Genomic DNA, 12,750 nt, shown 5'->3' with positions numbered 1-12,750 from the left:
GACCCCGGCCTAGCGCTTGCGAGCGACCTGGCGGTTCCACGCGTCGGTGACTTCCGCGCGGCGGCTGTTGATCAGGTTCCAGTCGAACAAGCTCAGGTTCTTGACGGAGCCTTCGGCGCCCCACGGCAGCTTGCGGGCCACGTCCGGCGGTACCTGCACGCCCTTGACGGCCGGGCCCAGGTACAGGCGCGTGGCCAGGCAGGCGGCGGCGTCGGGCGTCAGCGCGGTGTCGATGAATTTCTTGGCGGCCGCCGCGTTGGGCGCGCCCTTGACCAGATGCAGGCGGGCGTCGGTGGCCCACGCGCCTTCCTTGGGTACGGCAAAGCCGATGGGCAAGCCCTTGTCGATCAAGTCCCAGGCGCCCACGTTGAAGTGCGCGCCGATAATGGCCTCGCCACTTTGGTAGGCGTTGCTGGCGGCGCCCGAGCTGTCAAAGAACAGCGCGGTGTCCAGCGAGGCCAGCTTGGTGTAGAGCGGCGCCAGGTTGGACGGGTCTATCGCCCAGACGCGCGCCAGGAAGAACACGAACGGCACGCCGGAAGAGTTGGCGGGCGACGGCACGGCCACGGCGCCGGCGTACTCGGGCTTCCACAAGTCCTTCCAGCTGGTGGGGGCCTCGCGCACTTCCTTGGTGTTGTAGGTGATGCCCAGCGAGTAATAGCCGGTGCTGACCGCGTAGGCCGCGTCGCCATTGCGATAGACGCTCTGGTCGATCACATTTTTCAGATTGGGAATGGTGGCCGGGTCCAGCGTGTCCAGCACGCCGGCCTGCGCGGCCAGTTCGCTGATGCCGCCGTCCATCCACGCCACGTCGATCGTTGGCGCGTTCTTTTGCTGTTGCAGCTTGGCCAGGGTGGTTGTCGACGTGCCCACTTCAGGCACCACCGTGACGCCCGTGGCCTTGGTGTAGGGCTCGGCCACGCAAGCGCGAAACGCATCGCCCCAGTTGCCGCCGTACCAGGCGACGGTGATCTTTTGCTGCTGCGCACCGGCGGGGCCGGCCATCAAGAGGCCGGCGCCCATCAGGGCGGCGGCCAAAGCGCTGCGGGTAAGTGTTGCCATCGTGGATTCCCCTTGTCGATTTGTTGGCATGTTCCGGAAGTCTGAGCCCAGTGAGGCGCTTGCCGACATTGCCATGGATGCATCTTGGGCGATGCGCGGGAAAACGAGCTTGAAGGCGCGGGACAAAAACTTGAATAATTGCGTCATGACCGCCACCGACAACCCCGCCGCCGAGTCGCCCTCCTATGACGACGCCCACGACGCGCTGCCTCGGGAAAAACCCGCATTGAACGTCGGCATCGTGTTGATGGACCAGTTCACGCTGGCCGCTTTCGCCGGCCTGGTGGATGTTTTGCGCCTGGCGGGCGACCACGGCGGCCGCAGTCGTCAGATCCATACCTCGTGGCGTGTCATGAGCTGGGACGGCAAACCGCGCCGCGCCAGCGCCGGGCTGACGATCGATGTTGCCGACGGCTTGCCGGCCGACCCCGCCGAATTCGACTACGTCGCCGTGTGCGGCGGCAACGACTACATCAATGGCCGCATGCCGGAACCGCTACGCGACTGGCTGCGGCTGGCGGCGGCAAGGCGGGTGCGCCTTCTGGGCATCTGCACCGGAACGTTCGCCCTGGCGCAGGCCGACGTGGTCGGGCCGCGCACGGTCTGCGTGCATTGGAATGTGCTGGATGCTTTCCGTGCGCGCTTTCCGCAAACGCGCGCGGTCGTGGACCGCCTGTTCGTGGACGAGGGCGACCTGATTTCGTGCGCCGGTTCTACGGCCGCCATCGATCTGGCGCTGTATCTGGTGGCCCGGCATTGCGGGCGGGACAAGGCCCAGCAGGCAATGCGGCACATGATGCTGCAAGGTGTGCGCCCCGGCCGGGTGCCGCAGGCGCATTTCCGCACCGACTTGTCCGGCATCCAGGACCTGCGCGTGCGCCAGGCTGCGCACTTTATCGAGCAGCGCATCGACAATCCCCCGCCGCTGGACGCCATTGCCCGCTATGTCGGTGTGGGGCGACGGCAACTGGAGCGCGCGTTCCGGCAGGCGACAGGAAAATCCCCGATGGCGTTCCAGCGGCAACTGCGGCTGGAATATGGAAGCTGGTTGTTGCTGAATAATCCTTGCAGCATTACGCAGATTGCGTTGGACTGCGGATTTGCAGACGGCGCGCATTTCTCGCGTGATTTCCGCGCGCACTTTGGCGTATCGCCGCGCCAGTATCAACAGGCCCAAGGCCTGCAACCCCAGGGGCAGGAAGACAGCGTCGACGCCTTGCCCGCCTGAGCCTGCCCCCGACGCAAGGAGACGGCATGACCTACGACCTTTGGTATTGGGAAACCATTCCCGGACGCGGTGAATTCGTGCGCCTGGCGCTGGAAGCGGGCGCCATCCCTTATCGCGAGCGGGCGCGCGAGCCGGGCGCCTCGGACGATGCGTTGATCGAAGACATGCGCACGCCGCGTCCGCATCCTCCGTTTGCGCCGCCTTATCTGGTGGCGGGCGAGATGACGCTGGGTCAGACTGCAAATATCCTGCTGTTCCTGGGTGAAAAGCACGGCCTGGCGCCCGAGTCGATGGAAGGGCGGTTATGGGTCAATCAGTTGCAGCTGACCATCGCCGATATGGTGACCGAGGCACACGACACCCACCATCCCATTTCGGCTAACGATTACTACGAAGACCAAAAAGAAGAGGCCGCGCGGCGCGCCCGGCCTTTCCGGGAAGAGCGCATTCCGAAGTTCCTGTCCTATTTCGAACGCGTATTGGCCGGGCCGAAGGCATGGTTGGCGGGCGAAGACCGCTGGACCTACGTGGACCTATCGCTGTTTCATCTGGTTGATGGCTTGCTCTACGCCTTTCCGAAGCGCATGGGGACGGTGGCGTCGAATTATCCGAATGTGATGGCGCTGCATGCGCGCGTTGCGGCGCTGCCCGCATTGCAGCCCTACTTTGCCAGTGGCAGGCGGCTGCCCTTTGGCGAATGCATATTCCGCCAGTATCGCGAGTTGGACGCAGCCTGATCGTTTGCACGACGCGCCAGAGGCAAAAGCGGGAGACATTAACGGCTCGCGCATGGTCGATATTAAGTGACAAGCCGGACAGTATTTTATAAGGGACGGATAGATCCCGATGACGTTTTCCATATTAATAAAAGGGCCGGTTCCATATATGGAGTCGGCCCTTTTTAGTTAATTGTCAGAAACTGCAATGTGCCCATGTGGTAACTCAGGTTGCACCGGGTTTATACCAACATAGAAACCCATCAGGATTATCGAATAACGCGATTTTTTTTCGTTGAACGAGCCAAAAGGTGGAGAAACGTACATTTATAGGATTAATATTTTCGACTAGATACATTCTGAACGGTTTATCTTCTTAGTCGGTTTCGTCGCCGTTGGCGCGACGGCCATACGTGGTAGTGCATGCGGCGCGGCGTGCATTGCCTAGGCTGGGTTGGGACGCGCCAATCGGTTCTGATTTGAAATTACCTTTTGGTCATCGGCAGCACTTCGTCCCACTTTGGCAGGAGGAACCCTATGCAATGGATCACATTAAGCCGGCTGTTCCGTGGAAATCGCGGCATGCAGAAGGCCGACCTGTACGGTCAGATATCCGCCATTCACAAAGCCCAAGCCGTAATCGAGTTCGACCTTCAGGGCCATGTGCTCATGGCGAACCAGAACTTCCTGGACACGATGGGTTATACGCTGGATGAAGTCGTGGGACATCATCACGGTATGTTCGTAGACCCTGAAGAACGGGAATCAGCGGAATACGCGGCCTTCTGGCACAAGCTGGGCCAGGGCGCCTATGACGCCGGGCGCTATCGCCGGGTGCGCCATGACGGCACGGACGTCTGGCTGCAAGCCTCGTACAACCCCATTTTCGATAAGCGCGGACGGCCGCTCAAGGTCGTGAAATACGCCACCGACATTACCGATCAGCAACAACGGCAAGCGGATACCGAAGGGCAGTTGGCCGCGATTTCGAAGGTGCAGGCGATTATTGAATTTGAACTTGATGGCACGATCATCCGCGCCAATGACCTGTTCTTGAAAACCGTGGGCTATCAGGCCGCGGAAGTGGAAGGCCAGCATCACAGTATGTTCGTGCGCCCGGACGAAGCGCGCGGGGCGGCCTATAAAGAGTTCTGGCGCAAGCTGCGCAGCGGCCAATATGACACCGGCCAGTATCTGCGCATCGGCAAGGGCGGCCGCCAGGTCTGGATCGAGGCCAGCTACAACCCCATCTTCGACGCCGAGGGCCGCCCCTTCAAGGTAGTGAAATTCGCCACCGACATTACCAAGCGCTTCACCGCGGCGCAGACCTTGCGCGTGGCGGTCCAGGGCCTGACCGAAAACGCCGAGCGCGCCAGTCAGGCCAATGCGCTGGCGCTGGACGCCAGCCAGGTGGCCGAGCAGGGCGGCAAGACCGTGCAGGGCGTGGTGCGCACCATGGGCGCCATCACGGAAAGCTCGCGCCGCATATCGGAAATCATCGGCGTCATGGACGGCATTGCGTTTCAAACCAACATCCTGGCCTTGAACGCGGCGGTAGAGGCCGCGCGCGCGGGCGCGCATGGCAAGGGCTTTGCCGTGGTTGCGGCCGAGGTCCGCAGCCTGGCCCAGAGCAGCGCGGCAGCCGCCAAGGAAATCAAGGGCTTGATCACCACGTCGGTTGAACAGATCGAAAGCGGCGCGGGGCAGGTCCAATCTGCCGGGGTCACCATGGAGGACATTGTGGCGTCGTCGCGCCGCGTGACGGAAATCATGGCTGAGGTGGTCAATGTGTCACTGGCGCAGTCGGCCAAGCTGGGCGGTGTCACGCAAGACATCACGCAGATGACGGCCGACGCCGAACAGACCTTGCGCGCGACGCAGGCCAGCGCTGACGCGCAGGCGGCGCGGGCTAGCCGTCAGCCCGCGGGCGTGGTCAAACCGGTGACCGCCGCGTTGCGCGCCCGGCCCGCGGCCAATACGGCGTTGCCGCCGGCGCCCGTCTTGGAGTACGTGCGGTACTGAAGCCGGCGCCGATTGCGCTATAAAGACGGTATTGTTTGAATCCCAGGCCTGGGCCGGAGCATTCCCGCCCAGGTCGATTTTTTTGCGGCCACCGTCCATGACTGAATCCGAAGCCCTGGCTCTTGCCTCTCACCGCCACTACAAGGGCGGCCTTTACCGTTATGTGGGCACGGCCCGACATTCTGAAACCGAAGAGTCGATGGTGGTGTACGAACACCTGTGGCCTCACGAGCGCGGCCTGTGGGTGCGGCCGGCTTCGCTGTTTTTTGGCCAGTTGGCCGATGGATCGCCGCGTTTTGCGCCCTTGGCTACAACGACCGTGACGCCGTGACGTTCTTTTATCGCCGCGCACGCACGGGGGTGTCGCCCGCGCTGACGACATCGGCCGATGCATTGGCCGGACCTGCCGGCAAATCCACCAGCGGAACGCCGGCAAGAACGTCCGCAAGAACGCCCGCCAAGACGCAGGCTTCGGCGGCCTTGGCCTCGGCGCTTCAAGCGCTGCGGGGGCCATTCATCGTGGCCGACCTGGAAACCACCGGGCTTTCAACCGCCACCTGCGAGATCCTGGAATTTGCCGCCGTGCGCGTCGAGACCTGCGGCACGCTGGCGCGCGAATATACGCAGGTGGTTCGAACGTCGTCGCCCGTGCCGTCCTTCATCACCCGCTTGACCGGTATCACGCAGGCCGAAGTCGACCGTCACGGCGTGCCGGTGATGCAGGCGTTTTCGTCGTTTCTTGAATTCGTTGAAGACCTGCCTGTGTTCTTTCACAACGCGTCTTTTGACCGGCGTTTTCTGGGCGCCACGGCGGATCGCACCGGCCTGCCGTTCGTCAATGCCACGCATTGCACGCTGGCGTTGGCGCGCCGCGCGTGGCCCGAATTGCCCTCCCATAAACTGGAAATCCTGGCGCGGCACGTGGGTGCGTCCAACCCTACCCACCGGGCGCTGGCTGATGTGCGCACCACGGTCGCGGTGGCGCTGGCGGCCAATGCGCGGCTGGCCACGGCGTAGGAACGAAGATGTCGGATCTGCAAGATATCAAGCTTGCGCTGCGGGCCTTCACGGCCGAGCGGGCCTGGCAACCTTTCCATTCGCCCAAGAACCTGGCGATGGCGCTGTCGGGCGAGGCGGGCGAGCTGGTGGCGCTGTTTCAGTGGCTCACCGAGGCCCAGTCGCGCGAGATGACGCCGGCGCAGTTGGCGCACGCTGCCGACGAGATTGCCGATGTGCAGATGTACCTGGTGGCGCTGGCGGATCAGTTAGGCATCGACATTGCCGATGCCGTGGCGCGCAAGATGGTGAAAAACGCTGAGAAATATCCGGCGGACCGGTTCGCGGGCAGCGCCCGCAAATACGACGATCCGCCTGGCGAAGCCTAATGCCAGACGCCTGACGCCTGACGCCTGACGCCTGACGCCTGACGCCCGGCGCCTGGCGCCTGGCGCCCAGACATCAGGCGCCGGGCGGTCAGATCACCTGCTGTTCATGATGCACCACGGGCGGCTCGACGAAGAACCCCGCCACCAGCTTGCGCCATTCCTGGAAGTCGGGCGATTCGCGGAAATCGACCATGTGGTTTTCAACCGTTTCCCAGGCCACCACCAGCGTGTAGCGCTGCGGTTGCTCGATGCTGCGGTGCAGTTCCATGCCGTGGCATCCGCGCGCGCGCAGGAACAGCGGCTTGGCCTGCGCGACGCCGGCTTCGAACAGCGCTTCCTGGCCCTCGCGAACGTGGATGCTGGCAATTTCCTGGATCATGACGAGTCTCCAAATAAATGGGGCCGGGTAAGCACCGGCCGGCCGGAGTAGTATGGCTGAAAATTTCTTGCTTAGCCTGTTCATGAATTCCCGAGCGGCCGTCCTGACTCGTCTCATTACCCTGCGCCTGTTCTGGTATGTGGGCATCGGCGCCGTTGCGCTGATGGCCCTGTCACTGCACACACAGTTCAGCGTAGCGGTCTTGCTGTCGGCCATCGCCGTCTACATTCCCCTGTCGATGCTTTTCTTGCCCCTGATGGCGTGGCTTTGCGTCCGGCGCGGCACGTCCGCCAACAGCGACAGCTTGCTGTCGCCCTGGCCCGCCTGGTTGGCCGGTTTGTCGGGCATCGCACTGCTGGTCAGCTACCACCTCGTGTCCGACCTGGACCTTGCCGAATGCGGCTTCCTGTTGCTGCTGGTGGCCGGCGACCTGTGGTTGGCGCGCCGCGAGTCGGCACAATTGCTGCGCATTGTCAGCTTGTCGCAAGGCTGACAGTAAGCCTAAAGGTCACTCGCTCGCTCATCCCCGGCGTGCGCGGTAGGCCCCTTGTCCGAGCCGACCGCGCGCCAAGCCATCCTTAGAGTTGAAGGTCGGCCTGCGGACACGGCACGCGCCTGCGACTTTCATCGGCCATACGCACGGCGTGATGCCGGTTGGCACGCCATTCGTGCGGCCCGCTACCTGCCTTTGACTGCATCCTTACGGAACCGGTCGCCCGTTTAGCCGATATCGACGAGCCTAGGACGGAGCAATCATTCCGTACCAATACGAAAGTCCCACGCCCAACATTTCAGTCAGGCGCCCGGCATGACGTAGGGGTCCGCGCCGGTAGGCCACCGGCACCTGAGCATCCGTATGAAACGGATCAGGAGGAGCTCAAATGAAAAAGCTCGCAGTCGTCGCAGCGCTGTCATTGTTTGCCGCATCCGCGTATGCCAGCGGTCCAAACATGCCTTCCGTGTCGATCACCGGCCACGCCGGCACGATCAATGGCACGGCTTCATCCATCTCGACCGGCAGTTCCGTCGTGGCCACCCAGGTCAACGGCTATGGCTCGTCCAGCCAGACCTCGTTTGGCGAAACGGGCGGCGTGGCGCAAGTTGGCGGAACGTTCAATCGGGACGGCACCACGGTGGTGACCAGCACGCGGCAATATGCCACCAGCGAATCCTACGGCCACATTTCGGGCAACGCGCCGATCATGGTGGGCGACAGCATCGCCAACGGCGGCGCCTCGTTCGGGAACACGGAAACCAAGGCAACGGCCTCCGGCACCTTCGCGTCCGCCAACATCGGCGCATTCGGGGCGATTGGTGGTGTGGGGTCGATGGGTCACGTTGGCGGGTTCAATCGCTGACCGATTTTCCGGACGGCTACGGCCGTCCGGTCGAGAGGACATCATGAAGAAAATCGTGTTTGCCATCACGCTGTCGCTTGCAGCCGGCTCGGCCGTTGCACAGACCAGCAATTCAAGTTCCACGACGTCTGCATCGTCGGGGGCAACCAACGCCGGCAACAACCAGGGCATTACGCTGAACTCGAACAACAGCGGATCCAGCACCGTGAAGACGGTGCCCCCGGTTGGCGGCCAGAGTTTTTATGGTTCGTTTTCGTCCGATAGCTGCATGGTGTCCGCCGGTGGCGGCGGGTCCGTGGTGGGCTTCGGCATGAACGTGGCCATTCCGATCGAAGACCAGAAGTGCAGCCTGCGGCGCAATTTTGAACGCACCATGCAGGCCGCCGCGTCGACGAAGGACGCCGATCGTTCACGGCGGCTGGAAACGGCGGCAATCGACATCCTGTGCCAGACCGACGACCGCACCAAGGCGGCGTTGGTGGCGCAAGGCTTGTGCACCAATCCCGCCTTGACGACGGCCGATCACCGCTTTGACACGACGGCGGTCGCACAGGCGGCCCCGACCACGGCGACCGCCGGAGCGCCCGCTGTGGGGACGCAGCCCGCCGGCACTTTGGCGGCACCCTCGCAACCCCAGGCGCAATTACGCCCGCTTGCGACCACCGCCGCCTTGCAAGCGGTGCCGGTGCAAACCGCGCAAACCACCGCGCTGGCCTCGCCGCCGCTGCGCAATCCGCGCCTCGAGCGCCAGCGCTTCGCCGACCTGTATTCGCCGGGATGAACTGGGATGAACTGGGATGAACTGGGATGGCCGGGCTTGAAGCGGGGCCGGTCGCGATGAACCGGCTGGCGCCTACGCTGAGGGCGGGGGCGCCACGGCTGCGGTGGGTTCGGGCGGGTTCGGCGGGCCGGGGGGCGCCGATGCCAGCAGCATGGTGGGCGGCGACGAGACCTCCAGGCCCGCATCGTGCAGACGCTTCAGAACGTTGAACAGCAAGGCGCTGCGTACGCCATAGGCCGCGCGCGGCGACGATACGTAGCCCTTGGCGTTAAAGATCAGATGGCCATTTTCCAGGCCATCCAAAAATACATTGGGAGCCGGGGTGTCCAGCACATCTTCGTGGTCGGCAAAGGCTTGCAGCATCAGTTCGCGCACCGCTTCCGCATCGGTTGACAGCGGCAGGGGCAGCTTGATCTGCACCAATCCAAGCGGATTGGACCGCGTCACGTTGCGCACCGTCTTGGTCACGAACTCCGAGTTCGGAACGATCACGGTGGACCGGTCGCCCATCTGGATTTCCGTGGCGCGCACGTTGATGCGCAGGATGTCGCCTTCGACCCCGCCCAACGACACCCAATCGCCCACCTTGACCGGGCGCTCGGCCAGCAGGATCAGGCCGGACACAAAGTTCTGCACCACGGCTTGCAGGCCAAAACCGATACCCACGGACAGCGCGCTGGCAATCCACGCCACGCGTTCCAGGCCGATGCCGGCGGCGGACAGCGACAGGGCGAACGAGATCACAAAGCCCGCATAGCCGAACAAGGTGGCCGCCGACAGCTGCATCCCCGGGTCCAGCTCGGTAGTGGGCAGATATCGGTTGGACAGCCAACGCTTAAGCACCTTGACGCTAAGCAGTGACAAGGCCAGCACCATCAGCGCCTGCAAGACTGCGCCAGGCCGGATCTGCGCTTCTCCGATCGCCAGGCCTTTGCGCAGCTGGTCAAAGCGCTGGAGCAGGTCCATCGGGCCTTCGCCAAATGGTGCCAGCAGCAGGATGATGGCAAGCAGGCCCACCGCCACGCGGCCCACGCCGGACAGTAATACGGCCGCCTGGTCGCGCAGGCTGGGGCCTTCGCGTTCGCCGTCCCGGTGGGACGTGCCCAGCAGCGTGCTGAAACCGTCTTCGATCAGTGTCGACAGCAGATAAGCGGACGCCATCACGATCAGGATCCACAGCACCTGTTTGGCCAGGAACGCGCCAAAGGCCACGTAGCCGGCCAGCAGGCTGGCCATGCCCAGGATCAGCACGGCCCAGACCGCGCCAAGCAACAGCGACACCCAGAAGGGCGCGGGCGCCTCGTTTTCCTGAACGATCTTGCGCCGCAAGCGCCGGCCGATGGCCAGCACCGTGCTCATGGTCGCCATGATCAACACGGCCACGATGCCGGTCAGCGTGATGGTCGTCGTCAGGCTGGCATTAAGCAAAACGGGCAGGCGCTCGGCCAGCCAGATCATGACGACCAGCGTGCCCAGCAGATTGGGCAGCCAGTGCAAGCGCGCGGCGACCAGGTCATGGATAGGCGGCAAGCGCCACGACGGCCGGTTGCGCGACAGCAGCGCGTTGCCCAGGCCCGACACGTAGCCGCCGAAACAGACCGTGGCTACCAGCGTGGCCAACAGCGCGGCCGTGTTGTCGGACAGCTGCGAATTCCAGTCCAGGCCGGTATGGATCAGCAGGGCGATGACGCCCGGCGTCGCCACCGACAACATCACCTGCGCCACGGCCAGGAACGAGCGGCGCAGGCGGCCTGGCGGCACGCGCGTGGCGGTCAGTTTGAGGATCAGGCGGCCGATCCAGATTCGCAGTGCGATCACCAGCGCGGCCATGGCAATCAGCAGCAGCCAGCCCCCTTTCGGTGTCTGTCCGATGGCTGTGGACAGGTCGTCACCCAAGGCTTCCAGGCGTTCCAGGTCGCGCGGAAATTCGGAACGGAATTCGGTCCAGAACTGGCTCGACAGGAAGGAATCGCGGCGCTCGCCCATGCGCGCCTGGAATTGGGTACGCCGCTGCGCCGAAATCTGTTCGGCGGTTTGGCCGGCGTCCACGGACAGCAGCCGCGCCAGCTTCAGTTGCGCGTCCAGGGCTCGGCTGTTCTTTTCCAGTTGCGCGCGCTGCGCCGCCACGTCGGGCGCTTCTTTTGCGCCGTCGGGCGGAGCGCCCAGCTCGCTCAGCCTGGCGGTCACGCTGGCCAGTTGCGGGGTCAGCGCTTCGGTAGCCGCATCGGCCTTGGACTGAATGTCCAGCGCGTCGCCGCGTTGCTTGACCAGGGCGGCGTCGTCGGTCTCGTCCGTGAAACGCTTGCGGATGTCGTCGATCTGCTTGCGAGCCGCGGCCAGCACCGCTTCGGTTTCAGTGGGGTTGGGCGGCGGCGCCGCGAAGGCGGGCATCAAGCACAGCGACAGCAGTATCGCGGCGAGGAAGGCGGCGAACGCGGGCATGCGCCCGTGGCGCAGGCTGGGGAAAAAAGGGGAGGGGATGGGGGTCATATTCCGGGGGCGAATCACTCGCGTCGAGGCGGCAGCATAACAAGCCGCGAGCCCCGCCGTTGCAACAAAAATAGTGCTGTGTCCCCGGTTCAAAATTCCTTTTGCCGCGTGGCAAGTCAGTCTTCTGCCGGCCGGATAAATAGGGCCGGATTTCGCCCGAAGGGCCTGGACACCGCCGTTAGCCCAGGCGCCTTCGAAAATCCTGTTTACCAGGCCAACGTTTGGATTCAATCGGCGCGCGACGCCGGCCCCCTCGTGCCGGACTTTTTGGGCTTGCCCAACACCGCGTCGCACACCTCCAGCCAGGCGCGCGCGGCGAACGACAGGTAGCCGGACCGCAACCAGATATGGCCCACCTCCCATTGCATGCCGGATTTGGCCAACTTGGCGGTGCTGAGCCCGCGCGTCTTGATGCGCTGCATCAGGGGTTCAGGCAGCAGCGCCACGCCAAGCCCGGCCGACGCCATTGCCACCAGAAAGTCCCAGTGCGCGCTTTGGGCGGCGATGCCGGGCTGAAAACCCGCGTCGGCAAACGCCTGGCGCAGCCGACGCGTGATGGCGAAGTCGTCGGTGGGGATCAGCAGCCGCGCGTCGCGCAGGGCGCTAAGGGGCAGCGACGTCTTTCCCGCCCAGGGCGCATCTGGCGGCCCGATTACCCAGATCGGGTAGCGCCCGAAGGGCTGGGCGGCCAGCCCACCGTCGGGCGCAATGGGCAGGATGGTGGCGCCTACCTCGAGTTCTCCGCTGGCGACCAGTGCCTCGACGGCTTGGCCGGTGCCTTCGCGCAAGGTCAGGTGGATGCCGGGATGCAGTTCTCGGAAGCGCTTGACCACCGGCGTGAACAGCAAGTTGATCATCGGCGGAATACCCACTTCCAGCGCGCCCCGCCGCACGTCGGCGGTCTGGCGCAGTTCTTCGGTCAGTTGGCGCATGGTCTCCAGCACCTGCAAACCGCGCAGGTACATCACGCGCCCGGTATCGGTGGGCCGGGCGGTGTGCCCATCGCGAATGAGCAGCGGCGTGCCCGCCTCTTCTTCCAGCTGGCGGATCATTTTGCTGACGGTGGATTGCGTCACGAACAGCGTCTTGGCCGCTTGCGTGAAGCTGGCGTGCCTGACTGTTTCAACGAAATATCGCAATGCGCGCACGTCCATGGCGGCAGGCTCCCGGTGCGCTCGTGGGCGCAATGACCATTCAAACGATGAAAAAAACGACTGATTTGGATGATTTTAAGTCATTACGAGATTTCAACGCGCCTTCCTATACTGCGAAAAATTCGTCCCGGACAGCGGCAATGTGCCTGTGTCTGTGCCGGGATATCGGGAAACG

At 63.9% G+C, this 12,750-nt stretch carries 13 protein-coding genes; 9 read left to right on the top strand and 4 right to left on the bottom strand.

The genetic code is table 11. The annotated features are described in order from the left end of the window. Positions 1-9 precede the first annotated feature (9 nt). Positions 10-1,062: an ABC transporter substrate-binding protein gene (locus KYT87_RS20900; RefSeq protein ID WP_219990766.1), complete on the bottom strand. Its 1,053-nt coding sequence runs from the start codon at positions 1,060-1,062 to the stop codon at positions 10-12. A 145-nt stretch (positions 1,063-1,207) separates the two neighbouring features. Here KYT87_RS20900 and KYT87_RS20895 point away from each other — a divergent pair, with 145 nt between their 5' ends. The 6 genes from KYT87_RS20895 (at position 1,208) to KYT87_RS20870 (ending at position 6,413) form a co-directional block, all read left to right on the top strand. Continuing rightward, on the top strand, positions 1,208-2,290 hold the full coding sequence (locus tag KYT87_RS20895) for a GlxA family transcriptional regulator (RefSeq protein WP_219990765.1): 1,083 nt from the start codon (positions 1,208-1,210) through the stop codon (positions 2,288-2,290). Between the two features lie 26 nt (positions 2,291-2,316). Continuing rightward, positions 2,317-3,027: a glutathione S-transferase gene (locus tag KYT87_RS20890; RefSeq protein WP_219990764.1), complete on the top strand. Its 711-nt coding sequence runs from the start codon at positions 2,317-2,319 to the stop codon at positions 3,025-3,027. Between the two features lie 516 nt (positions 3,028-3,543). Then, positions 3,544-5,028 carry a methyl-accepting chemotaxis protein gene (locus tag KYT87_RS20885; protein ID WP_046806180.1) on the top strand — a complete coding sequence of 495 codons (1,485 nt, stop codon included), beginning with the start codon at positions 3,544-3,546 and terminating at the stop codon, positions 5,026-5,028. Between the two features lie 97 nt (positions 5,029-5,125). Continuing rightward, positions 5,126-5,359, top strand: a complete 234-nt coding sequence (locus KYT87_RS20880; protein WP_046806179.1) for a DUF1653 domain-containing protein — start codon at positions 5,126-5,128, stop codon at positions 5,357-5,359. 29 nt (positions 5,360-5,388) lie between these two features. Further along, positions 5,389-6,045: a PolC-type DNA polymerase III gene (locus KYT87_RS20875; RefSeq protein ID WP_370638783.1), complete on the top strand. Its 657-nt coding sequence runs from the start codon at positions 5,389-5,391 to the stop codon at positions 6,043-6,045. A gap of 8 nt (positions 6,046-6,053) precedes the next feature. After that, positions 6,054-6,413 carry a nucleotide pyrophosphohydrolase gene (locus KYT87_RS20870; RefSeq protein ID WP_046806178.1) on the top strand — a complete coding sequence of 120 codons (360 nt, stop codon included), beginning with the start codon at positions 6,054-6,056 and terminating at the stop codon, positions 6,411-6,413. 88 nt (positions 6,414-6,501) lie between these two features. Here the strand turns inward: KYT87_RS20870 and KYT87_RS20865 are convergent, their stop codons facing one another. After that, the gene (locus tag KYT87_RS20865) at positions 6,502-6,792 is read right to left on the bottom strand and encodes an antibiotic biosynthesis monooxygenase (protein ID WP_046806177.1); all 291 of its coding nucleotides are present in this window, start codon (positions 6,790-6,792) and stop codon (positions 6,502-6,504) included. Between the two features lie 52 nt (positions 6,793-6,844). Here KYT87_RS20865 and KYT87_RS20860 point away from each other — a divergent pair, with 52 nt between their 5' ends. The 3 genes from KYT87_RS20860 (at position 6,845) to KYT87_RS20850 (ending at position 8,931) form a co-directional block, all read left to right on the top strand. Continuing rightward, positions 6,845-7,285 carry a hypothetical protein gene (locus tag KYT87_RS20860; protein WP_255444555.1) on the top strand — a complete coding sequence of 147 codons (441 nt, stop codon included), beginning with the start codon at positions 6,845-6,847 and terminating at the stop codon, positions 7,283-7,285. Positions 7,286-7,673: 388 nt separating this feature from the next. Beyond that, positions 7,674-8,150: a hypothetical protein gene (locus KYT87_RS20855; RefSeq protein WP_046806176.1), complete on the top strand. Its 477-nt coding sequence runs from the start codon at positions 7,674-7,676 to the stop codon at positions 8,148-8,150. 43 nt (positions 8,151-8,193) lie between these two features. Beyond that, a complete protein-coding gene (locus KYT87_RS20850; RefSeq protein ID WP_120156576.1) occupies positions 8,194-8,931 on the top strand; it encodes a hypothetical protein in 738 nt (245 codons plus the stop codon). A gap of 72 nt (positions 8,932-9,003) precedes the next feature. Here KYT87_RS20850 and KYT87_RS20845 read toward each other — a convergent pair whose 3' ends face one another. Together KYT87_RS20845 and KYT87_RS20840 are read right to left on the bottom strand one after the other, a co-directional pair. Further along, positions 9,004-11,373, bottom strand: coding sequence for a DUF3772 domain-containing protein (locus KYT87_RS20845; RefSeq protein ID WP_370638723.1), 2,370 nt, complete (start codon positions 11,371-11,373; stop codon positions 9,004-9,006). Positions 11,374-11,648: 275 nt separating this feature from the next. Beyond that, the gene (locus KYT87_RS20840) at positions 11,649-12,575 is read right to left on the bottom strand and encodes a LysR family transcriptional regulator (protein WP_219990762.1); all 927 of its coding nucleotides are present in this window, start codon (positions 12,573-12,575) and stop codon (positions 11,649-11,651) included. Positions 12,576-12,750 lie beyond the last annotated feature (175 nt).

It is taken from the genome of Achromobacter sp. ES-001, from assembly GCF_019448355.1.
Taxonomy (GTDB): Bacteria; Pseudomonadota; Gammaproteobacteria; order Burkholderiales; family Burkholderiaceae_B; genus Achromobacter; species Achromobacter spanius_B.
Note: the sequence above shows the minus strand (reverse complement) of the source record. Positions and strands in the feature narration are given on the sequence as shown.

Coding starts and splice junctions, on each gene's coding strand:
- KYT87_RS20885 (WP_046806180.1), top strand. CDS start 3,544: ATGCAATGGATCACATTAAGCCGGCTGTTCCGTGGAAATCGCGGCATG.
- KYT87_RS20850 (WP_120156576.1), top strand. CDS start 8,194: ATGAAGAAAATCGTGTTTGCCATCACGCTGTCGCTTGCAGCCGGCTCG.
- KYT87_RS20870 (WP_046806178.1), top strand. CDS start 6,054: ATGTCGGATCTGCAAGATATCAAGCTTGCGCTGCGGGCCTTCACGGCC.
- KYT87_RS20840 (WP_219990762.1), bottom strand. CDS start 12,575: ATGGACGTGCGCGCATTGCGATATTTCGTTGAAACAGTCAGGCACGCC.
- KYT87_RS20890 (WP_219990764.1), top strand. CDS start 2,317: ATGACCTACGACCTTTGGTATTGGGAAACCATTCCCGGACGCGGTGAA.
- KYT87_RS20845 (WP_370638723.1), bottom strand. CDS start 11,373: ATGCCCGCGTTCGCCGCCTTCCTCGCCGCGATACTGCTGTCGCTGTGC.
- KYT87_RS20895 (WP_219990765.1), top strand. CDS start 1,208: ATGACCGCCACCGACAACCCCGCCGCCGAGTCGCCCTCCTATGACGAC.
- KYT87_RS20900 (WP_219990766.1), bottom strand. CDS start 1,062: ATGGCAACACTTACCCGCAGCGCTTTGGCCGCCGCCCTGATGGGCGCC.
- KYT87_RS20860 (WP_255444555.1), top strand. CDS start 6,845: ATGGCTGAAAATTTCTTGCTTAGCCTGTTCATGAATTCCCGAGCGGCC.
- KYT87_RS20880 (WP_046806179.1), top strand. CDS start 5,126: ATGACTGAATCCGAAGCCCTGGCTCTTGCCTCTCACCGCCACTACAAG.
- KYT87_RS20855 (WP_046806176.1), top strand. CDS start 7,674: ATGAAAAAGCTCGCAGTCGTCGCAGCGCTGTCATTGTTTGCCGCATCC.
- KYT87_RS20865 (WP_046806177.1), bottom strand. CDS start 6,792: ATGATCCAGGAAATTGCCAGCATCCACGTTCGCGAGGGCCAGGAAGCG.